22 protein-coding genes are annotated in these 22,628 nt (G+C 39.3%); 7 read left to right on the top strand and 15 right to left on the bottom strand.

What is annotated here, in order from left to right:
* The first annotated feature begins 22 nt into the window (after positions 1 to 22).
* The gene (locus HPE63_RS00325; RefSeq protein WP_188312241.1) at positions 23 to 499 is read left to right on the top strand and encodes a DUF6495 family protein; all 477 of its coding nucleotides are present in this window, start codon (positions 23 to 25) and stop codon (positions 497 to 499) included.
* Positions 500 to 559: 60 nt separating this feature from the next.
* The gene (hisS, locus tag HPE63_RS00330; RefSeq protein WP_188313119.1) at positions 560 to 1,936 is read left to right on the top strand and encodes a histidine--tRNA ligase; all 1,377 of its coding nucleotides are present in this window, start codon (positions 560 to 562) and stop codon (positions 1,934 to 1,936) included.
* Here the strand turns inward: hisS and HPE63_RS00335 are convergent.
* Positions 1,931 to 2,479 carry an NUDIX hydrolase gene (locus HPE63_RS00335; protein WP_188313120.1) on the bottom strand — a complete coding sequence of 183 codons (549 nt, stop codon included), beginning with the start codon at positions 2,477 to 2,479 and terminating at the stop codon, positions 1,931 to 1,933. The genes hisS and HPE63_RS00335 overlap by 6 nt on opposite strands.
* Positions 2,480 to 2,530: 51 nt before the next feature.
* Positions 2,531 to 3,619 carry a M42 family metallopeptidase gene (locus HPE63_RS00340; protein ID WP_188312242.1) on the bottom strand — a complete coding sequence of 363 codons (1,089 nt, stop codon included), beginning with the start codon at positions 3,617 to 3,619 and terminating at the stop codon, positions 2,531 to 2,533.
* A gap of 105 nt (positions 3,620 to 3,724) precedes the next feature.
* On the opposite strand from HPE63_RS00340, the gene HPE63_RS00345 reads away from it, so the two are divergent.
* Positions 3,725 to 4,411, top strand: a complete 687-nt coding sequence (locus HPE63_RS00345; RefSeq protein WP_188312243.1) for a DUF4294 domain-containing protein — start codon at positions 3,725 to 3,727, stop codon at positions 4,409 to 4,411.
* 26 nt (positions 4,412 to 4,437) lie between these two features.
* Here HPE63_RS00345 and HPE63_RS00350 read toward each other — a convergent pair whose 3' ends face one another.
* From HPE63_RS00350 to HPE63_RS00395, 10 genes are all read right to left on the bottom strand, one after another.
* The gene (locus tag HPE63_RS00350; RefSeq protein ID WP_188312244.1) at positions 4,438 to 4,674 is read right to left on the bottom strand and encodes a DUF6095 family protein; all 237 of its coding nucleotides are present in this window, start codon (positions 4,672 to 4,674) and stop codon (positions 4,438 to 4,440) included.
* Positions 4,675 to 4,745: 71 nt separating this feature from the next.
* The gene (locus tag HPE63_RS00355; protein WP_188312245.1) at positions 4,746 to 5,555 is read right to left on the bottom strand and encodes a DUF4249 family protein; all 810 of its coding nucleotides are present in this window, start codon (positions 5,553 to 5,555) and stop codon (positions 4,746 to 4,748) included.
* 3 nt (positions 5,556 to 5,558) lie between these two features.
* Complete coding sequence (locus HPE63_RS00360; RefSeq protein WP_188312246.1) at positions 5,559 to 7,934, bottom strand: TonB-dependent receptor; 2,376 nt, start codon at positions 7,932 to 7,934, stop codon at positions 5,559 to 5,561.
* Positions 7,935 to 8,050: 116 nt separating this feature from the next.
* Positions 8,051 to 10,270: an NADP-dependent isocitrate dehydrogenase gene (locus HPE63_RS00365; protein ID WP_188312247.1), complete on the bottom strand. Its 2,220-nt coding sequence runs from the start codon at positions 10,268 to 10,270 to the stop codon at positions 8,051 to 8,053.
* Positions 10,271 to 10,961: 691 nt separating this feature from the next.
* Positions 10,962 to 11,312 (bottom strand): 50S ribosomal protein L19, encoded by a 351-nt coding sequence (gene rplS, locus HPE63_RS00370; RefSeq protein WP_188312248.1) that lies wholly within the window; start codon positions 11,310 to 11,312, stop codon positions 10,962 to 10,964.
* Positions 11,313 to 11,745: 433 nt separating this feature from the next.
* Positions 11,746 to 12,426 (bottom strand): tRNA (guanosine(37)-N1)-methyltransferase TrmD, encoded by a 681-nt coding sequence (gene trmD, locus HPE63_RS00375; RefSeq protein WP_188312249.1) that lies wholly within the window; start codon positions 12,424 to 12,426, stop codon positions 11,746 to 11,748.
* 19 nt (positions 12,427 to 12,445) lie between these two features.
* A complete protein-coding gene (locus HPE63_RS00380; protein ID WP_223198001.1) occupies positions 12,446 to 12,865 on the bottom strand; it encodes a GNAT family N-acetyltransferase in 420 nt (139 codons plus the stop codon).
* A gap of 61 nt (positions 12,866 to 12,926) precedes the next feature.
* A complete protein-coding gene (locus tag HPE63_RS00385; protein WP_188312251.1) occupies positions 12,927 to 13,547 on the bottom strand; it encodes a tRNA (guanine-N1)-methyltransferase in 621 nt (206 codons plus the stop codon).
* Positions 13,548 to 13,693: 146 nt separating this feature from the next.
* A complete protein-coding gene (locus HPE63_RS00390; protein ID WP_188312252.1) occupies positions 13,694 to 15,142 on the bottom strand; it encodes a glyceraldehyde-3-phosphate dehydrogenase in 1,449 nt (482 codons plus the stop codon).
* A gap of 122 nt (positions 15,143 to 15,264) precedes the next feature.
* Positions 15,265 to 16,659, bottom strand: coding sequence for a S1C family serine protease (locus tag HPE63_RS00395; RefSeq protein WP_188312253.1), 1,395 nt, complete (start codon positions 16,657 to 16,659; stop codon positions 15,265 to 15,267).
* Between the two features lie 139 nt (positions 16,660 to 16,798).
* Between HPE63_RS00395 and dapF the strand changes: the two genes are divergently transcribed.
* From dapF to HPE63_RS00415, 4 genes are all read left to right on the top strand, one after another.
* Complete coding sequence (gene dapF / locus HPE63_RS00400) at positions 16,799 to 17,575, top strand: diaminopimelate epimerase (RefSeq protein ID WP_188312254.1); 777 nt, start codon at positions 16,799 to 16,801, stop codon at positions 17,573 to 17,575.
* Entirely contained in the window at positions 17,569 to 18,090 is a 522-nt protein-coding gene (locus tag HPE63_RS00405; RefSeq protein ID WP_188312255.1) for a GNAT family N-acetyltransferase, read from the top strand. Before dapF ends, HPE63_RS00405 begins: the two co-directional genes overlap by 7 nt.
* Positions 18,090 to 19,133 carry an endolytic transglycosylase MltG gene (mltG, locus tag HPE63_RS00410; protein ID WP_188312256.1) on the top strand — a complete coding sequence of 348 codons (1,044 nt, stop codon included), beginning with the start codon at positions 18,090 to 18,092 and terminating at the stop codon, positions 19,131 to 19,133. Before HPE63_RS00405 ends, mltG begins: the two co-directional genes overlap by 1 nt.
* A gap of 146 nt (positions 19,134 to 19,279) precedes the next feature.
* Complete coding sequence (locus HPE63_RS00415) at positions 19,280 to 19,909, top strand: hypothetical protein (protein ID WP_188312257.1); 630 nt, start codon at positions 19,280 to 19,282, stop codon at positions 19,907 to 19,909.
* A gap of 57 nt (positions 19,910 to 19,966) precedes the next feature.
* On the opposite strand, the gene HPE63_RS00420 is transcribed toward HPE63_RS00415, so the two are convergent.
* From HPE63_RS00420 to dnaA, 3 genes are read right to left on the bottom strand one after another with little or no spacing between them, the layout of a single operon-like run.
* Positions 19,967 to 20,689 (bottom strand): SAM-dependent methyltransferase, encoded by a 723-nt coding sequence (locus tag HPE63_RS00420; protein WP_188312258.1) that lies wholly within the window; start codon positions 20,687 to 20,689, stop codon positions 19,967 to 19,969.
* An 8-nt stretch (positions 20,690 to 20,697) separates the two neighbouring features.
* Positions 20,698 to 21,153: a low molecular weight protein-tyrosine-phosphatase gene (locus tag HPE63_RS00425; RefSeq protein ID WP_188312259.1), complete on the bottom strand. Its 456-nt coding sequence runs from the start codon at positions 21,151 to 21,153 to the stop codon at positions 20,698 to 20,700.
* 9 nt (positions 21,154 to 21,162) lie between these two features.
* Positions 21,163 to 22,587 carry a chromosomal replication initiator protein DnaA gene (gene dnaA, locus HPE63_RS00430; protein ID WP_188312260.1) on the bottom strand — a complete coding sequence of 475 codons (1,425 nt, stop codon included), beginning with the start codon at positions 22,585 to 22,587 and terminating at the stop codon, positions 21,163 to 21,165.
* Between the last annotated feature and the right edge of the window lie 41 nt (positions 22,588 to 22,628).

Below are 22,628 nucleotides of genomic sequence, written 5' to 3' on the forward strand. Positions count from 1 at the left end.
CAGGGCTTTCTATTTTTGCAAAATGAAGTATACGAGATTAACCAAGCAGCAATTGGAAGAGCTGCATCAGGAATTTATAAATTTTTTGGCGACACAAACGATAACGGCCGAGGAGTGGGCTAAATTAAAGGTTGAAAAACCGAAAGTTGCCGAAGAAGAGTTGGATGTTTTTAGTGATTTGATCTGGGAAGGGGTGCTTACCAAGGTATCCTATCTTGAGAATGTTTCGGCCCAGCAAATGCATTTGTTTAAGTTGACCGAAAAGGAAATGAAATTGATTTCCGTCAAGGTACTGAATCCAGAGATAGACTTAACCAATCAAGTGGGTTTTAGTTGGTTCAAGAAAAACTGGCAATCCGATTTTGTGGAATATCTTACCGCATCTAAAGCCTATAGTGAGGACAGGAACTTGGATAAGTTCAATTTGATAAAGCAGGGAGCCGTAATCACCAAAGGGAATTTATATGAATGGTTCGATAGTGTAATCGAGGGACATTAATGTAAATCCTGATAAGGCAGGAATTTACAAAACCATATATTTGTGCAAGAATTCTACGAAATGGCTAAAAAACCAAGTATACCTAAAGGAACACGGGATTTTTCTCCCACCGAAATCGCAAAACGGGACTATATTTTTGAGATTGTAAAGAAGCACTTCAGGACTTTTGGATTTCAGCCTATTGAAACCCCGGCTTTTGAAAATTCGGAAACCTTAATGGGTAAATACGGGGACGAAGGGGATCGCTTGATTTTTAAGATATTAAATTCAGGGGATTTTATGTCTAAGGTTGATGATGCGACATATGGTTCCAAAAATTCAAGCGCACTAACATCAAAAATATCCGAAAAAGCCCTGCGATATGACTTAACGGTTCCTTTTGCCCGTTATGTGGTAATGCACCAAAATGAGATAGAGTTTCCTTTTAAACGCTATCAAATACAGCCAGTGTGGCGTGCAGATAGACCTCAAAAAGGCCGTTTCAGGGAATTTTATCAATGCGATGCCGATGTGGTCGGGGCAAATTCCCTATTACAAGAAGTAGAGCTGATCCAATTGTACGATGCTGTGTTTGCCGATTTAAAGCTCGAAGGGGTTACCATTAAATTGAACAATCGGAAGATTCTTGCAGGTATCGCAGAAATCATTGGTGCCCAAAACAATTTAGTGAACTTTACGGTTGCCTTGGACAAATTGGATAAGATAGGGGTAGAAGGGGTTAAAAAGGAGATGTTGGCCAAAGGGATGTCCGAACAAGCGATTGCAAAGGCAAGGCCTTTATTTGAACTCTCAGGCACTAATGCAGAGCAATTGAATACCCTGGACAATTTACTTTCAGATTCCGGAGAAGGGAGTAAAGGTGTTGAGGAACTTAGATTTATTATCAATACCATAGACGATTTAGGACTTCAATCCGCAAAACTTGAAATTGACGTCACCTTGGCCAGGGGCCTCAACTATTATACCGGGGCCATCTTAGAGGTAGCTGCCCCTGAAGGGGTTGATATGGGCTCTATAGGTGGTGGGGGAAGGTATGATGATCTCACTGGTATTTTTGGATTGAAGGATGTTAGTGGTGTGGGCATTTCCTTTGGGTTGGATCGTATTTATTTGGTCTTGGAAGAATTGGGGCTGTTTCCTGAAACGTTGGATAAGACTTTGGATGTGCTTTGTATCAACTTTGGGGAAAAAGAGTCCATGGCCGCTTTGAAGTTAGTGACCCTACTAAGATACAAAGGCGTAAAAGCCGACGTTTATCCCAGTAAGGCCAAAATGCAAAAACAGATGAAATATGCCAATAATCGTAATATCCCATATGTGATATTGATCGGTGAAAACGAAATGAACCATAAGACCTTTGTGGTCAAGGATATGGCCAGTGGAGAGCAGAAGAGTTATGGATTGGCCCAAATCCAGGATTTCATAAAAACACTATAACCTAATTTTAATCGCCTTGATTACACTTTTATAGTATTCCAGACCATGGGGTACATAGTTCTTTAGGTTGGCCAAACCCCATGTTTCCTCTGAAAATTGAATCAAGGGGATTAGTTTTAAATCCTCAACCTCGCTGTTCTGTTTTTTAAGTCGGGACAAAGGAACTTTCAATTCACACAAATAGGCGTGATGAAATTCACAATCGATCAACGTATCATTATGCCGTTGAACCGATTTGAAAACCCCAATTTTATCTAAATCCCCTTTGTTGATTTCCAATCCTATCTCTTCAGAGACTTCACGAATAGCGGTGGTTTCACTGTCTTCACCAGCGCCCATATGCCCCGCTACAGAGACATCCCATAGTAGGGGGTGGGTGTCTTTATCCTTTCCCCTTAGTTGTAAAAGAATTTTTGCGTTTTTGGTATAAAACCAAACATGCACAGTTGGATGGAACAATCCTTGTTTATGCGCCATTGATTTCATGGCAGTTTTGCCGGTAAAATTCCCTTCAGAATCCAATATATCCACCAATTCATCCATGGCAATCAAAAAAAAATGCAACCCTTTTATTTAAGGATCACCTGTTTTGAACTACTCAAAGTAACTGAACGTTTCTCCCTTCTTAATTTTCAACACAGTTTCATAAATCAAACGGATTACATTCTCTACGTCATCCCTATGCACTGTTTCTACCGTAGTATGCATATAGCGCAATGGTAATGAGATCAAGGCAGAAGCAACTCCACCATTGCTATATGCGAAGGCATCGGTATCTGTTCCTGTAGACCTAGAGGCGGCCATTCGCTGGAACGGTATTTTTTTCTCCTCAGCTGTTTCAATGATACGTTCCCGTAATTTATTCTGTACGGCAGGGGCATAAGAGATTACTGGTCCGGCACCAATCTCGGTATGGCCTTGGGTTTTCTTTTCGATCATGGGGGTGGTCGTGTCGTGGCAAACATCGGTGATGATCGCTACGTTGGGCTTTATGGTCTCGGTGATCATTTCAGCACCACGTAACCCTATTTCCTCTTGTACGGAATTCGTAATGTACAGGCCGAAAGGTAGTTTCTTCTTGTTTTCATGCAACAAACGTGCAACTTCGGCAACCATGAAGCCACCAGCCCTATTATCAATGGCACGACAAACGAATTTATCTTTATTGAGAATCTGGAACTCATCGGGATAGGTAATGACACAACCAACATGAACACCCATTTTTTCAACTTCCTTCTTATCCTTTGCCCCTATATCAATAAAAATATTATCCAACTTTGGGGGTTCTTCTTTAGACTTGTCCCTGGTGTGGATCGCTGGCCAGCCAAAAACGCCCTTCACAATGCCCTTTTTGGTATGGATGTTCACCCATTTAGATGGTGCTATCTGATGGTCACTGCCACCATTACGAATCACATATAGAAGTCCGTTATCCGTAATATAGTTGACATACCAGGAAATTTCATCGGAATGTCCTTCTATGACGACCTTGTAATCGGCATCCGGATTTATGACGCCAACGGCAGAGCCATAAGTATCGGTAATGAAGGTGTCGACATAGGGTTTTAGATACTCCATCCAAATCTTTTGACCTTCCCATTCATAGCCCGTTGGAGCTGCATTGTTTAAGTATTTTTCTAAAAAATCCATTGATTTTTTGGTAAGAACCCTATTTGTAGCCATATGAAATATTTTAAGATACAAACTTAACAATATTCACTTTTAATTAATAATAACCATGATTAATAATCGTTAATTTTGGCAGGGCTTTTGCTTTTACCCATAAGTATGGAAAAAAGGATTTTATTTTTGGTGTTTTGTATAGCTACCTTGTTTGCCTCTGCACAACTAAAGGAGCAACCCATGGATTCTCTAACCGAGAAACTAATTATTATCGAAGGCGATTCAATCATGTACCATTCCATTCCATTGGACGAGGTGTATGTATTCAGTAAATTGAAATTTTCTACCTATAATGATAAACTTAGGTATTATATCCTGAGACGTAAGACAATAAAGGTATTTCCATATGCCAAGTTGGCCGCCGAACGTCTGAGCGAACTTAATGATAGCCTTTCAAGTATAAAGAAACCAAGAAAGCGTAAAAAATACACCAAGGAAGTGCAAAAATACATTGAAGGTGAGTTTTCTGATGAATTAAAGAAATTGACCAGGACCGAGGGCCAGATTTTGGTTAAACTGATATATCGGCAAACGGGAAATACCGCGTTTGGACTGGTTAAGGAGTTGAGAAGTGGGTGGCGTGCATTCTGGTATAATACTACGGCGAAAATGTTCAATATTAGCTTAAAAGAAGAGTATAGACCGGATTTGATCCATGAGGACTATCTTATAGAAGATATATTACAGCGTGCCTTCGCTGCCGGTCGATTGGAACGACAAAATTCTGTATTGGATTTCAATTATATGGACCTGGAAAACAAATGGGGGTCAGCAAGCACAAAAATGGAATAGGAGTATTGATTAGAGGGTAGCTTGCGTTATTTCTTTTTCTTTGGGGTATTGAACAAGGCATTCATTATCAGATGTACACTATAAAAACCCATAGCAATGGCTGCAATGGCCAAAAGTAATCCAACAATCAAAACTGGAATATAAAAAGTGTGTTCTTGGTTTTTAAAAGCTTGCCATAAAATAATAGGGGCAGTAAACATTAAGAGAAAGGTATAGGCAAAATGTTTAACTCCTTTTATCAAAAGATCCTTATCGGTTTTCATGGCTTATTCTATCTTCAATTATAAAAGTACCAATTCTAGGTTGATTATATTGAAACGTTTTATATCATATTTTATTCCAGGACAATGGTCTCGACGTATTCCTGGCAAACAGCAAAATACCCCAAGGCCAAATTGTCTATATTGTCGGTATTAATGATATTTCCCCTTACTGTGGCCGCTGGGGTCTGGAAAGGTCCCTGATCTCCACCACTTTGAACGATCAGCTGATTCATATAATGATAAAAGGCTTCATTTACGCCTATGATACTGATATTAAGTTCACGACCAGATTCCAGGCCCTCTTCGTAGAAATAAGAAAATTCGAAGGACTGACCTTCGTAAAACGTATCTTCCGAGACGAGATATTCGTTAAAATCAAAATCGAAAAGATAAAAATCAACGCGGTTTTCTTCATCCGTATAAGAAACCAATATTTCGGTTTCATCAGCTGAGAATAAAGAGCCGTCTCCTTGTTTCAAAGCATCGAAAGGTACCGTAGGAACATAGGTTGTATTTGCTATATACAGCTCATTATTATATCGTATGGTCAATTGTAATTCACCTTGCATAAGTTGATCAGTCGACCAATTCGCAACGTATCTTCCTGTTCCGGGAGGTTCTTCCACCAAATCTGTCAATGTATTGGTCGATAGATTTAAAAGTTGGATTTGATCCAAAGACGCTGGTCCGATTTCTTCAAAAAAAGAGGTCGTTTCTGTTGCCTTAACCTGTACCTGTGTTGTAAATACATTGGTATCTACTCGAATCAAGGCATCGATTGCAAGACGTGTTTCATCTTTGGGCACATCAACCTCAACAACATCCTCGCAACCGACCACCATAATCAATGTTAATAATAATAATATCAAGTATTTCCCCATGGCCTAAAATTTAAAGTTATAGGTAACAGCCGGTACAATCCCGAATATGGAAGTTCGAACGGCCTCATTCACATTCGTATCTTGATTTCTTCTAAAGGATATTGAAGCGGCATTCCTTCTATTGTAAACATTATAGAGACTAAATACCCATTCGCCCTGTAATTTTCTATCCTTGTTCTTTTTCGGCGTAAGAGTGGCAGCAAGGTCCAATCGATGATATCCAGGTAGCCTTTCCTTATTTCTCAATCCATAATATGGCACCGTTAATCCTTGGAATTCATATTGCCCGATAGGGTAGTTGGTGGGCTGTCCGGTCTGAAATACAAAATTGGTATTGAAACTCCATTTGCTATTAAGTTCATAGTTCCCATAAATCGAAAAGTCATGGGTTTTATCATATGGGGTATTATACCACTCCCCACTATTGATACCCGTTTCATTAGGGTTGCGTCCAGGGGTCCTTTGCTCTGACTTTGAAAGCGTATAAGCTAGCCAGCCCTGAAGTTTACCCACGTTTTTACGAAATAAGAACTCCAGGCCGTATGCTCTTGCCTCACCGTTTAGTATGACTTGCTCTATGGCATCATTGGCAATTAAATTGGCTCCATCAACATAATCGATGCGATTTTGAATATCCTTATAGAACACTTCGGTCTCTAAGGAATAATCACCCTCCTTAAGATTTTTGAAATACCCCAATGCGTATTGATCCAATAATTGGGGCTCTATAAAAGAGCCACTGGGGGTCCATACATCCAAAGGTGTAGGGGAACTGGTATTTGAAAGTAGGTGAAGGTATTGGGCCAATCGAGTATAACTGGCTTTAACGGAGCTATCCGAATTTAATGTGTACGACAAACTGATCCTGGGCTCAAAATTGTTGAATTTGGCCAAGCTTTCATTCCTTCGAGGATTCAATGTGCCTATGGGGTCAGCTTCCTGATAGATTTGGAGTTCGGAATTGAAAATAACCGGATTGTCATTTTCATAGACATTCAATTCATCTTGGCCCAAGCGGTTGAAGTAACTGTATCGCAATCCGTAGCCAAGGCTAAGATTCGGGGTTATCTCATGCTCAAAACCTAGATAGGCCGCAAACTCATTGGCATATTTCTGTATAAGTTGATTTTCCACGATTCCTGATGTTGAATTACTCGGTTCTATCTTCCCAGGATTAAAACGATAATAGATATTGTTAAGACCATAGTTTATTTGCAAGTGATCGTTGACATAATGTTTTAAGTCATATTTCACATTGAAATTTTGTATTCCTGAGTTCCAATTGAATCCTACAAAATCCAATTTCAATCCATAGTAATAGTCGGAATAAATCAAGGATAGATTCGAGAACAACTTGTTGGAAAACAAATGGTTCCAGCGAAAATTCCCTACCGCATTGCCATAGGTGTTCACAAAACTATCACTGATGCTAAAAACATCCCTTCCGAAATACCCCGATAAAAAGATATTGTTGTTTTCGTTCAGTTTATAGTTTATTTTGGTGTTCAGGTCATAAAAATAAGCCGTATTGTCCACATTGAACAAGGGTAGAAAAAGATGGGCATAGGAAGACCTGCCTCCAATTAGGAACGCCGCTTTGTCTTTTTTCAAAGGCCCTTCGATAAGTAAGCGGCTAGCAACCAAACCTATACCTCCGTTAATTTTAAGCTCCTTGCTATTCCCTTCTTTTTGAAAGATATCAAGTACCGATGAAAGTCTACCGCCATAGCGGGCAGGAATCCCCCCTTTGTACAACTTTATATCTTTTATGGCATCCGGGTTGAATACCGAGAAAAACCCAAATAGGTGTGAAGAATTAAAAATGGTGGCCTCATCAAGAAGGATGAGATTTTGGTCCACAGCACCACCCCTTACATTGAAACCGGAAGCCCCTTCACCGGCATTGGTAACCCCTGGCAACAACAATATCGACTTAATGACATCGGCCTCACCAAGAATTACAGGTATCTTTTTAATCGTTGCGACCGACATCGTATTTACACTCATTTGCGGTTTACGTATGTCCAATTTATCACTTGTATCAGTGACGATAACCTCATCCAATTGCTCAGCCTCCTCGATCATCAAAAAGTTCAGCTTGCTGTTATCGGTCAATTGTATGGTTTGTATTTGCTCTTGAAATCCGAGATAACTGACCTGTAATTCGTATTCACCTTCAGGTAAGGTAATGGAGTAGAAGCCATACTCATTTGTGGTCACACCTGTATTCAGCTCTGGGACTGCAATGGTTACTCCAATCATCGTTTCGTTGCTAGACGCTTCAGAAACGGTGCCGCTTAGGGTAAATTTTTGTTGGGAAAAAAGTGAAAATGGAAAAATAGATAACAGGATGATAAAAGCCGAATACCTCTTAATCATTGATGCAATTTTTCGTAAATGTAAAAAGAATACTAAGGGTATGGGATGCGTTAACATTAATTTAAAAGAAAAACCCTTGACAACTGCCAAGGGTTTCGTTTTTGAAAATTTATAAATCAGATTTTGGACAGGATACGATTGAATGCCTTGCTAGGCCTCATTGCATTGGCAACCAGTCGGGCATCCGGCAAATAATATCCCCCTATATTTTGTGGACTGCCTTGAGCTTTTGTTAATTCTTTGATTATTTTCAACTCTTTTTTCTTCATGTCTTCGGCAACCTGGGCAAACGTATTTTTTAAGTCCCGGTCCTTATCTTGGTTGGCCAATGCTTCGGCCCAGTACATCGCTAAATAAAAATGACTTCCCCGGGTATCCAATTCCATCACTTTACGTGAAGGCGATTTATCATTCAATAAGAATTTTTCAGTGGCACTATCTAAAGCATCTCCTAAAATCCGAGCTTTTGGGTTATTGTTCTTTTCGCCATAGAAGTCTAACGATACACCAAGTGCCAAGTATTCACCCAGTGAATCCCAACGTAAATGGCCTTCTTCCAAAAATTGTTCTACGTGCTTGGGAGCAGAGCCTCCAGCACCGGTTTCGAAAAGACCACCGCCATTCATAAGAGGTACTATTGATAGCATTTTGGCACTGGTACCAACTTCCAGTATTGGGAATAGATCGGTTAAATAGTCCCTTAGTACGTTTCCTGAGACAGAAATAGTATCCTTACCTTCTTTTAGTCGTTTTAAGGTAAGTTTAGTGGCTTCGAAAGGGGATAGGATTCTAATGTCTAATCCTGATGTATCATGGTTTGGCAAATAAGCCTTCACTTTTTTTATCAATTCCCGATCGTGTGCCCTTTCATCATCAAGCCAGAATATCGCTGGGATTTTAGCGGCACGGGCTCTTGATACGGCTAATTTTATCCAATCTTGCACTGGAGCATCCTTTACTTGGCACATTCTCCAAATATCCCCTTCTTCAACAACGTGTTCTATTAGGGTTTTTTTGGTGTTGATATCTATGACTGCAACTTTGCCACTGACGCCTATCTCAAATGTTTTATCGTGGGAGCCGTACTCTTCGGCTTTCTGGGCCATGAGTCCAATATTGGGAACTGTGCCCATGGTGGTTGGATCAAAAGCTCCATTTTTTTTGCAAAAATCAATAGTAGCTGAATAAATACCTGCATAACTGCTGTCAGGAATAACCGCTTTAGTATCTTGTGGTTTGCCTTCGGCATTCCACATTTGTCCTGAATTACGTATCATCGCCGGCATTGAGGCATCGATGATAATATCGCTGGGGACATGAAGATTGGTAATCCCTTTATCTGAATTGACCATGGCCAAATCAGGGCCATTGGCAATGGCCTTTTTTATATCGGCTTCAATTTCATCTCTTTTGACGGTCGGAAGTTCTTTTATATGGTTCATTAAATCTTCCAAGCCGTTGTTTACGTTGACGCCTATGGAATTCAAGACAGAAGCATGTTTCAAAAACACATCCTTAAAAAAAACCTTCATGGCATGGCCGAAAATAATGGGATCGGATACTTTCATCATGGTTGCCTTCATATGTAAAGAAAACAAAACCCCCTTTTTCTTGGCATCTTCAATTTGTTCTGCTAAAAAAGAAACCAGAGCCTTCTTACTCATTACCGTGGCATCGATAACCTCACCTTTTAAAAGCGGAATGTTTTCTTTTAAAACATGGGTCGACTTATCATTTCCCTTAAGTACTACCTTGACATTGGTTGCCGAATTAAGGGTCAATGACTTTTCGTTCGCTTTGAAATCACCATGATCCATAGTCGCTACATGGGTCCCGGAATTCTTACGCCAGGCCCCCATGGTATGTGGATTTTTTTTGGCATAATTCTTAACGGCCCTTGGGGCTCTGCGATCAGAATTACCCTCACGTAATACAGGGTTTACCGCACTACCTTTGATTTTGTCGTAAGTAGCCTTGATTTTTAGTTCTTCATCGTTCTTTGGGTCATCTGGGTAACTAGGAACCCTAATACCTTTGCTTTGAAGCTCTTCGATGGCCTCGTTCAATTGAGGGATTGAAGCACTTATATTAGGGAGTTTTATAATGTTGGTTTCCGGCTTTTTGGCAAGTTCGCCTAGAGTCTCCAAATCATCGTTCACTCTTTGGGCCTCAGTCAAAAACTCGGGAAAGGAAGCAATAATCCTAGCAGCAAGCGATATATCCTTGGTTTCTATGGTTATGTCCGAAGTTTTGGCAAAGGCTTGGACAATTGGTAGAAATGATTGGGTAGCTAGGGCAGGGGCTTCGTCGGTTTTGGTATAGAAAATCTTTGGCATTTAAAAAAAATTTGATTTTAGTGCTGCAAATATACAATTTTATAGCCGCCTGTTGATGGTAGGATTGTGGATAATTATCAATGGAAAACGATTCCTTTATTGGGTAGTGTAAAAAGCCTTTTTCACCTAAAATATTGGGTAAAACAAAAGCCATATCATTGTACAAGTACATTTGATATGGCTTTTTAGAAATAGCTTGCCAATATATGTTCTGTATTTTCAACAAAACCGCAACCAGTGATTGCCATCAACAACACTATTTCAACGTTTGAAATACGCCGTTGTCCTCAATCCTTCAACCAAGTAACTCCATTGTATTTCTTCTCGCTGTCTTAATGTTTTATCTTAATTATAGAACCTGGGTTTTATACTTAAATCAAAAACATCCACATTGTACCTCAAGACGTAAGCCCTTCGATAACCATGCTCATTTACCCATTTCATTTCAATCAGGACGGATCCTAATTAAACTACTTGGTAAACTAAACAACAATATAAAGAACGTAAACTCTATAATGAATAAACAAACTGCCCTAATGGACGTTTATTTTTTCATTGAATAAATATAGACGGAAATTTTCAATTTACAAAGAATTAAAAATCAACACCTTATAAACCTAGGTTGTTAACAATTGTTCATAAAAAAACACCCCAAGTTCTTGGGGTGTTTTTTAGATATTGTGCATTCTTTTTAAGAACGAACTTCCTTTATTCTTGCTTTCTTACCGGTAAGTCCTCTAAAGTAGTATATTCTAGCCCTTCGAACTTTACCTTTTTTATTTATTTCTATTTTTTGCAACGCTGGCAGGTTGATCGGGAATATACGTTCAACGCCAATAGTTCCTGACATTTTTCGAATGGTAAAGGTTTCCGTGGCGCCACTGCCTCTTCTTTGGATTACGACCCCTTTAAAGAACTGGGTACGTGTTTTTTCACCTTCTTTGATCTCATAGTACACCGTGATTGTATCACCGGCCGAGAATTCGGGTAATTCTTTTTTTGAAATGAACTCGTTTTCTACGAAGTTGATTAATGATTCCATTACTATATTTTACAATGATGTTCAACCAACATTCACGATTTTCGTCAGAGGTTAATTTAACAGGGTGCAAAAATAAGCTATAAATTAAAATCTACAAGATTTTTAGTTCTAATTTTTCTTAATTAATGTTATGATTTCGTGATTTTAGCATTGCCATAGAAAAACCAAGTGAAAAAATTCCAGTAAAGACACCTCTTAAAATAGCTAAATATCCTTGTATTTCCACAATTTCAATGGCCGCTGTATCCCAGATCACATTGGCCGTCAGCATTGGTCTTCCAATTATAATCAATACCTAGTATCCTACCTAAAGTCATTAATAGCCCTCAAATGACCATTGTTTTATATTATGGATGGGATTACCGAGATTTTGATTTGTGCGGTACAGCCTAAATCGATCCCTGCATAAAGTATTTATAGTACTGTGTTATTGTTATTTTTTCTCTAAAAGATCAGGACGTAACGCTTTGGTTCTTTCATAAGCCTTGTTTTCGCGCCATTCTTCGATTTTTGGAAAATTTCCACTCAAAAGAATGTCAGGAACTTTAAGTCCTTTATATTCTGAGGGTCTGGTATATACTGGTGGGGCCAATAAATTATCCTGAAAAGTGTCGGTAAGTGCCGAGGTTTCATTGCTCAGCACCCCAGGAATTAGTCGAATTACGGAATCACATAGTATGGCCGCCGCCAATTCACCTCCGGAAAGCACATAATCCCCAACTGAGATTTCCTTGGTTACATAGGCATCCCTAACCCTTTGATCAACACCTTTATAATGACCACAAAGAATAATCATATTTTCTATCAGTGATAGGCTATTGGCCATTTTTTGGTTTAACGTTTTCCCGTCGGGCGTCATATAAATAATCTCATCATATTCCCGTTCATTCTTCAAGGCCGAGATACATTTGTCAATCGGCTCGATCATCAAAACCATTCCCGCTCCTCCACCGAACTGATAATCATCTACTTGATTATAACTTTTATCGGTATAGTCGCGCAAATTATGCATGTGTATCTCGACTAACCCTTTTTCGATGGCCCGCTTTAAAATTGACGCCTCGAACGGACTTTTAAGTAATTCGGGTAATACAGTTATAATATCAATACGCATAATAGCTGATAGATCTAAATTATTGTGCGGTCCAAAAGTAGTGAAAACTGCTAATGTCCTTAACCCAGTTTAATTTTTCGTATAATTTCTGTGCTGGGTTGTTAATGGCCGTTTCCAGTGCAAGGCCCTTTGCCTTTTTGTCTAAACAGAATTTCTTGGCCCTGTTCAAAAGTGTTTCACCGATCCGTTTTTGTCTAAGATGCAGTGGCACGAACAAATCGTTTAAAACATAGGAATGCTGCATCGAAACCGATGAGAACATATTGTAGAGTAGTGTAAATCCGGCGGGTTCATCATTATAAAATGCTAGGAATATTATCGCTTCATTTTTTCGAATTCGCTCCTCTAAAAATACCATTGCACCTTCAACATTACTTTCTTGTTTATAGAACACCCTGTATTGGTCGAATAAGGGAACGACTTGGTTTAGATTTTCCATCGAGGCCTTGACGATTTTTATCATAATACTAGCAAAAAAAAGCTCCAATTTGGAGCTTATATTATTTCGATTTCTTGTATTTGTTTATCTCGTCTTGCAATTGTCTACTAATCTTTTGTTCCCTTTCCAAGGCCCTACGTCGATGGTCCTCATATTCAACCTCCACCTCTGAAAGCGCTGTTTTTGCCTCTTGGGTCAGCGTATTGCTTCTCCTGAATTTATAAACAAAAAGGAGGAACAATAGTAGTAATCCTGCAATGATGGTCCAGAGAATAAAATTATAGGTGCCTTTGGAAACCAAAATTCCTAAGAATGACATACTATCTTTTTGTTCGGTTACCGAAGCTAAATTATTGGTTGTTTCCTCCAATTTTTTGTTCAATGAGGAAATCGTAGCTTCATGACCGGCGATAGTGGCATTCAGTTCGGCTTCCTTTTTATAGGAAGCATTAAGTGAATCCAATACATTCTTCCGCAATTTATCCAACGATATTATGCGTACGACCTCATAACGTTTGCCGTCGGCCCTATAGTTACCCGATTTTTTATAGATATAATCGAACTGGCTGTCAATACTCCCTTTGTCCAAGGACAATTCCTCAGTGTCGGTTTCGTCTTGGGCGCTGTGTATATTAAAAGTGAATATGGCCAATACAAAAAGTAGTGTTTTTAAACCTTTCATTATAAAATGATTCTAAGTTTAGTAAATGATTTAGAGGCAACTAAAGTAATCCATTAATATCAATTAAGAAAAAAATTTGATCATAAGTCCTATAAACCTATGAACGAAAGGGTTTAATTTTAATTGTATCGTTTTATTGATAAGATTCAATAATACGTATATCGCCGCACTTTTGCAATATACTTGGCCAGCCTTATGACTTGATGTGCATAGCCATATTCATTATCATACCAAATATATAGAACAACATTCTTACCGTTATCTGAAACAATGGTTGCTTTGCTATCATAGATAGCTGGGGCCGATGTGCCAACAATATCGGATGATACCATTTCCTTGCTAAGTGAATATTTTATTTGCTCAACAAGATCACCTTCCAAAGCATATTTCTTGAGTATCGTATTTATTCCTTCCAAGGAGGTTTTGTTTTTAATCACTAAGTTCAAAATGGCTAATGATCCATTGGGGACGGGAACGCGTATGGCATTTGATGTTAATTTTCCATGAAGCGATGGCAGTGCTTTCGAGACGGCCTTCCCAGCCCCTGTTTCCGTTATGACCATGTTCAAGGCCGCCGCCCTGCCACGTCTATATTTACCATGCATATTATCAACAAGGTTCTGGTCATTGGTGTAGGCATGAATGGTCTCGAGATGCCCTTTTTTGATGCCAAGTGAATCTTCGATGACTTTAAGAATAGGTGTTATGGCATTTGTGGTACAAGATGCCGCAGAAAAAATATGCGTCTTATCAGGATCGTACTCCAAGTGGTTGACTCCATGAACGATATTGGGCACTTCTTTTCCTGGAGCCGTTAATAATACTTTAGAAATCCCTTTCGCCCTTAAATGACGAGATAGCCCTTCTTGGTCCCTAAAAGCTCCTGAATTGTCGATTAAAAGGGCGTTTTCAATCCCAAAATGGGTATAGTCGAGGTCCTCAGGATGGTCAGCGCTTAACATGTGAACTGTTGTTCCATTGATAATCATGGCACCATTCCTCACATCTGTATCCACTGTTCCTAAAAATCTTCCATGTACGGAATCGGTACGTAACAAGCTCGCTCTCTTTTCAAGGATTTCTTCATTAATGTCACCTCGTGTCACAATGGCCCGCAACCGAAGTTGGTTGCCTTTACCGGTTTTAGCCATTAATTCCCGGGCCAGTAATCGCCCGATTCTTCCAAAACCATAAAGGACCACATCCTTGGGTCGTATTTCCTTGGCACTGTAAGCCCCCTTTAGCTTTTCAATTACAAATGCCTTGATATCATTATAGGTATGGTCATCCGAATGATATTCATAGGTTAATTTTCCAATATCCAATTTTGCTGGGGGTAACTTAATGTCCTTGATGGCCCTAAGTATTTCAATGGAATCGAAAATAGAAATCGGTTTTTGAACAAACTCCCCTGCATATTCGTGCAAGTGAATGATGTCACTTACGCTACGGTCAATAATTTGGTTCTTGAACAACACTACTTCAATGGCCTTGTCATACCATAGATCACTTGTGATTTTGATAAATTCTGTAGTAGCTTTTCTTCGATCGGCCTGAAAGGCCAATTCCTTTTCGTATGATTTTATCCTATCCATTGGTTGTTGACGATTAGAATTTTCTCAAAAGTAAAAGTTTAAAACTTTACTATTCTGTTTCCCTAAAACAAAAAAAGAGGTCGTCTAATAAAACGACCTCGAATATATCTCTAGGTTATGACTTATTGGAAAATTAGGCGTTCCCTTTCCCCTTTGTCATTAATCATGGTAATACTTGTTTTCCCATATCTTGAAATTCGACCAAAAAGTGTCTTGGCCTCCTGGATATCGTTGATTTCCTCATCATCGACAGAAAGAAGTACTTTTCCATAAAGTCCATATCCACGGTAGGTCTCTGGGACACCAACGATTTTAACCCCTTTTTTGGTCTTGAAGGTTTTTTTGTCCTTTTCGGTTAAATTCTTCACCTCCAGACCCATTATAGGTACAAATAATGTCTGTCTCTCTTTTATGGTTACCGGAACTATAAGTTGTTCCCCATCGCGATCAATGGTGACCTCCAATTCATCACCAGGTCTTTTGGTGGATAGGTATCCGGTCAAATCTGAAAATTTATGGACCTTAATCTGGTCAATTGCTTTAATCACATCACCCTCTTTAAGATCGGCATCATCGGCCCCGGATTCTTCCTCCACACCTTCAATGTAAACACCATCAATCTCATTAATACCTTTTTCTATGGCATAAGGGGTATTCAAGGAAACCGTCTTGATACCCAAAACACCTTTTTGAACACTACCAAACTCCATGATATCATCGATAACCTTTTTGGCAATATTACTGGGTACGGCAAAGGAATATCCTACATAAGACCCGGTTTGAGACGATATTGCCGTATTGATACCAATTAAATCCCCATTGGTATTGACCAAGGCACCTCCACTGTTTCCAGGGTTAACGGCAGCATCGGTTTGGATAAAGGATTGGTCCGTACTCATAAGGGCCCGGGCCTTCGCACTAACAATTCCGGCGGTTACTGTGGATGTTAGGTTAAACGGATTGCCTACGGCCAATACCCATTCGCCCACCTTAACATTGTCAGAATCCCCAAATGCCAAATAGGGCAATTGTCTTTTCGCATCGATCTTTAAAAGGGCGATATCAGAATTAGGATCAGTACCGACCAATTCAGCTTCATAAGTTTTATTATTGTTCAAGGTAACTTGCAGTTGACTAGCGCCTTTAACAACATGGTTGTTGGTTACGATGTGTCCGTTAGGGGAAATAATGACACCAGAACCTGTACCGATCTGTGCCTTCTGGCTCCCTTCGTATCCATAAAAGAATTCCATTAAGCTTGAAGGGCCTGTACTAATCGTAACATTTTTAACGTGTACCACAGCGTTTACCGTGGTCTCGGCGGCCATTGTAAAATCTACTTCATTGATTCCTGCCCCTTTTGCCGATGTAGGCGAAAAGCTTGAATTAATAATCGATGAGGAGTTATCATCAGTGACAACAGCATAGTTCACTTTTTCGAAAAACATTTTGTAAGCGCCTAAGGTTATAACTCCCGCAAAAAGTGCAATAAGCAATGAACTCCCTATTTTCTTCATAAGTAAATGTTATTTATATTAATCCAGAATTATAAATTCAAAATTAGGTGATTTTAAGATTCTGATTTTGCAGTTTAACTACTTTTTAACTGCTAAAAAACCCTTAAAATTACATTATCTTTACCCGATAAAATTTAATATGGCATTTACTTTTTATAAATATCAGGGAACAGGGAACGATTTTATAATGATTGATAATCGTTCCGGAATCTTTCCGAAAAAAGATACCGACTTCGTCGCCCGGCTTTGCGATAGACGATTTGGGATAGGTGCCGATGGATTGATTTTGCTCGAGAATGATGAATCCGTGGATTTTAAAATGGTGTATTACAACTCAGATGGCAATCCGGGTTCAATGTGCGGTAATGGAGGTCGCTGTCTTGTTGCCTTCGCGAAATTTCTGGGTTTGATCACCTTGGAGGCGAAATTCAACGCTGTTGATGGACTTCATTTTGCAACGATAAAGGGCGATATGGTAGAACTGATAATGGGCAATGTCACTGAAATCGAGACAAAAAAAAATGCCTATTACCTGAATACCGGTTCACCACATCATGTACAACTGGTAAAACATCTTCAAGATTTTGATGTATATAAAGAAGGATCACGATTACGCTATGGCGTCTATGGAAAAAAAGGGAGTAACATTAATTTCGTTGAACCCATCTCTGAAGGATTATTTGCCGTTAGGACCTATGAACGTGGCGTAGAGGATGAAACCCTTTCGTGTGGAACCGGTGTTACCGCTGTGGCGATTGCCATGCATTACGCAAAAAAAGTTTCATCTGAGACCATTGATATTGAAACCAAAGGTGGAAACTTGCAAGTGCGATTTTCAGCGGATTCCAATGGATATTCAAATGTGAGTTTAATTGGACCTGCGAAACAGGTTTTTAAGGGAGAAATCGAATGGTGAACTTACAAGGAAAACATATTCATTTAAGGGCATTGGAACCTGGGGACCTAGACTTTCTTTATGAGTTGGAGAACAATACGGATATCTGGGAAATCAGTGGCACCACGGTGCCTTATTCCAAACATGTTTTAAAGCAATATTTGGATAATGCCCATAGGGATATATTTGATGTAAAACAGTTACGTTTATGTATTTGTAAAGCCGACAAGGTACTGGGATTGATCGACTTATTTGATTTTGACCCACATAATAAAAGGGCTGGAGTAGGATTAGTTATACTCGAGCAGAAAGATAGGAACAAAGGTATTGGAGCCGAGGCGCTCACACTTTTATGCGAATATGCTTTTAAGGTGTTGGGCTTAAGACAATTATATGCTGACGTTCTGGAGGGTAATGAAGCTAGCCTACACTTGTTCAAAAAAATGGGTTTTGTTGAGGTTGGTTTGAAGAAGGATTGGATTTTTTCAAAAGGGGGCTATAAAAATGAAATTTTACTTCAAAAGATAAACGCATAATGTATATAAAAAGGATTTTATTGCTATTGGTTGCCATTGGGCTTGTTGTAGGGGGGATTTTCGCCTATAAAGTATACGATGCCGTATTTTCGCCCAATACCAAGTTCAAAAACCAAGAAGCATTCGTCTATATCCCATCCGATGCCAATATGGATGATGTCAATAAATTGTTGCAACCCTTGCTGAAAAACCCTAAATCGTTCGTTCAAGTAGCGCAGAGAAAGGGATATGCATCTAATGTAAGAGGAGGTAAATATATGATTAAGAAGGGAATGAACAATAATGACATTGTAAATTCCCTTAGAAGCAAAAATATCCCGGTAAAGGTATCCTTTAATAACCAAGAAACTTTAGCCGATTTAGCAGGAAGGATATCTTCCCAAATAGAACCCGATAGCCTACGACTTTTATCGGTATTGGAAGACGCTGCTTATTATAAGGCCAATGGATTCACCGATGAGACAAAAATGGCGATGTATATTCCGAATAGCTACGAGTTTTTCTGGAATACGACAGCCGAAAAGTTTAGAGATCGAATGTTGTCGGAATATAATCGGTTTTGGAATGACGAACGTCTTGCCAAAGCCGATGCGTTGGGGTTGTCTCCCAATGAGGTGGTTTCCTTGGCTTCAATCGTTCATAAAGAAACCGCAAAAGTGGATGAACGACCTCGAGTTGCCGGACTTTATCTTAACAGATTACGAAAGCGAATGCTATTACAGGCAGATCCCACGGTTATCTTTGCTTTAAAAAAGCATACTGGAAATTTTGACACTGTTATTAAAAGGGTTTTGTATAAGGACTTAGAACTGGATTCGCCCTACAATACCTATAAATATTCAGGAGTACCACCGGGTCCTATAACCATGCCCGATATTTCTGCAATTGATGCCGTTTTAAACCCGGAAAAACATGATTATCTTTATATGGTAGCCAATGTAGAGGATTTTGGGTATCACAAATTTGCAAAGACCGGGGCACAACACAACCGAAATAAAGCGCAGTATATCCGATGGATCAATAGCCAAAACATTAACAGATAGGTTCTTAATCGAAATTTTAAGACTTGTTAACTAAAATTGGATATTTTTAACAATAGCTTCCCATACTTACATTTTAAGCACTCTATCTTTGAAGCGTGAAATTTAAGCAAACCCCATTTGGTTGTAAGTCTTAAGAAAATAGAGATATGAGAAGATGTTTAATCTTTTTTAGTTCTCTTATCATGCTTTTGATTTTTATTAGTTCCAACGTGCTGTCTATTGATGTAACAGTACCAAGAACGTTAAAAGTCAATGAACCTACGAAAGTTTTGTTTCCCAAAAACAAGACTATTTTTGCTCCCACCCTAGAAACCCCGCCTTTTTTAGGCAGTACGTTTCATGGTTTTAAAGAGGCCTTGGCATTCAAGGAATCGTCAGGAAATTATTTTGCGACAAATACCTTAGGGTATTTAGGCAAGTACCAATTCGGTGTTGAGACCTTACAGTTGATGGGTGTTTACAACTCTTCTGTTTTTCTAAACGATCCGATACTTCAAGAAAAGGCATTTGAAACCAATATTGCCCGCAATAAATGGATCATGCGGCGAGATATTAAGAAATTTGTTGGCAAGAAGATCAAAGGGGTTGAGATTACTGAATCTGGCATGTTGGCCGCGGCCCATTTGGCTGGTCCGGGAAATGTAATGAAGTATTTGCGCTCATATGGTAAAGTCAGCTTCAAGGATGCATATGGCACAACGATTAGGAGTTATTTGAAGATTTTTTCGGGTTACGACCTGTCTTTGGTTTCCCCAAAGCGAAACCCCAAAGTTTAAAATTTTATATAAATATGAAAATGGTAGGCCCTGACGGAGACGTCAGGGCTTATTTTTTTACCCTTGTATGATGAAAATGGCAGGTCTTTTATTTAGCTGTATCGTGCGTTCTTTCCAGTCCGATACACTTTTCGTCATTATAGATTCTGTTGCTAGGGTTATATCGCAAGCAACACAAAGTTGCGTGTTGTTCGATAGGGTTTTCAATAACTCTGTGAACAGTTTATCATTTCTATACGGGGTTTCAATGAATATTTGTGATTGATTGCTCTCCAATGATTTTTTTTCCAGGGATTTAATCGCTTTTTTGCGTTCAGCGGTGTCAATGGGTAGGTAGCCATTAAAAGCGAAATTCTGGCCGTTCAATCCACTGGCCATCAATGCTAATATAATAGAGGAAGGCCCTACCAAAGGAACGACTTGTATGTTCTTTTGATGCGCCAAACGTACTATGTCCGCCCCTGGATCGGCTATTCCAGGGCAACCTGCTTCTGATACGACACCCACGTTAAGGCCTTCAAGACAGGGTTGTAAAAAGGAAGGCAATGTTCTAGCTTCAGTGTATTTATTGAGCACTTGAATATGTAATCCAGGTTGTGATTTTCTCGGACTTATTTTTTTGATGAATCTTCTGGTAGTTTTTTCGTTCTCAACAATATAATGGTCCACGGCTTCAATGACCCTTTTTATTGAAATGGGCAATACCTCCAATGGCTCATTTTCACCTAAAGTAGTAGGTATTAGATAAAGTTTGCCTTTTGGAGAATTATTGTTTTCCATACGAGGTGTTAGTTCCTTTCCAGTTTATTGGCAATGGCCGTGCAAGCTTCGTCTATTAGATGAAAAACATGTTCGAAACCATTATCATCGTAATAAGGGTCCGGCACTTCCTTTGTGGTCGATTCCACCTCATCCAACAATAATTTCACTTTGTTTTTTTGCTGTTCGTTCTGGGCTAGGGCAATTACATTCCGATAATTACTTAAGTCCATAACGTAAATTAGATCAAATTCATCAAAATCCTTAACCGTGAACTTTCTACAACGTTGATGGGAGATATCTAAATCGTATTTAAGTCCTACCGCAATACTTCTACTATCTGGCTTGCTTCCGATGTGAAACCCACCGGTTCCTGCGGAATCAACAAATACCAAATCACTATTGACCTTATTTTGGAGTATACCTTCCGCCAACGGGGACCTGCAGATATTTCCAAGGCAGACCATCAAAACCCTAGTTACCATTAAAATAATTTAAGAAAGTTTCTTGGTTAAGTCCTCTATATATTTCCGAAACTGTTTATCGGTTTCAGCAAGGTTATCAACCGTTTTGCAGGCATGCAAAACCGTGGCATGATCCCTTTTGCCAATCTGTGAACCAATACTGGCCAAAGAGGCCTTGGTCAACTTTTTCGCAAAGAACATAGCCAATTGTCTGGCTTGCACGATATGTCTTTTTCTAGTTTTCGATTGTAAGGTGGCTACATCCATTTCAAAGTAGTCGGAAACTATTTTCTGGATATAATCTATGGAGACTTCCCGTTTGGTGTTCTTTACAAACTTCTCGACCACTTGTTGGGCCAATTCCAAAGTAACCTCTTTCTTGTTGAACGAGGATTGGGCTATCAAGGAAATAATCGCACCTTCCAGCTCTCGAATATTGGTTTTGATATGTTTGGCCACATAATCGATTATCTCGTCTGGCATTTCAACACCATCGCGATATAATTTGTTTTTTAAGATGGAAATTCTCGTTTCATAATCTGGACTCTGCAATTCTGCTGATAATCCCCATTTGAATCTCGAAAGCAATCTTTGTTCAATATCCTGCATGTCAACCGGGGCCTTGTCCGAAGTTAGGATGACCTGCTTTCCATTTTGGTGCAAATGATTGAAAATATGGAAGAAAACGTCCTGAGTACCTGATTTTCCTGATAAAAACTGCACATCATCAATAATCAACACATCAATTAGTTGATAAAAATGTATGAAATCATTTCGCGTATTTTTTTTGACAGACTCTATATACTGCTGCGTAAATTTTTCAGCAGAAATATACAAAACCGTGCGTTCGGGATATTTGTCCTTTATCTCTACACCTATGGCATGGGCCAAATGGGTTTTACCCAATCCTACGCCACCAAAGACCAACAAAGGATTAAAGGAAGTTCCACCGGGCTTGTTTGCCACGGCCATACCTGCAGATCTTGCCAATCGGTTAGAATCGCCTTCAAGAAAATTGTCAAAATTGTAATTCGGATTCAACTGGGATTCGATTTTGATATTTCGAATTCCAGGGATCACAAATGGGTTTCTGAGTTCAGGGTTTTTTGATTTGATGGGAACATCCATTTCTTGCGGTCCCATGTGCCCCCTGTTTGAACTCGGTATTTTTTCCGTGAATGGTTCGCGGTTACCATAGGTATTCTCCATACGTATGATATAAACCAATTTGGCGGTTTCCCCCAACTCTTTCGTTAGGGCAACTTTTAGGAGTTTAACATAATGCTCCTCCAACCATTCATAAAAGAATTTACTGGGTACTTGAATGCTTAATGCATTTTCAGAAAGTTTTACCGGTTTGATAGGCTCAAACCATGTTTTGAATGCCTGCGGTTGGATGTTATCTTGGATAAACGCCAAACAATTGTTCCATACGGAATTTGCAGTTACACTCATTATAAAAAATTCTCTCGTTTATGGTTAGTTTTTAAGCATAA

This window comes from Maribacter arenosus, from assembly GCF_014610845.1.
Lineage (GTDB): Bacteria > Bacteroidota > Bacteroidia > Flavobacteriales > Flavobacteriaceae > Maribacter_A > Maribacter_A arenosus.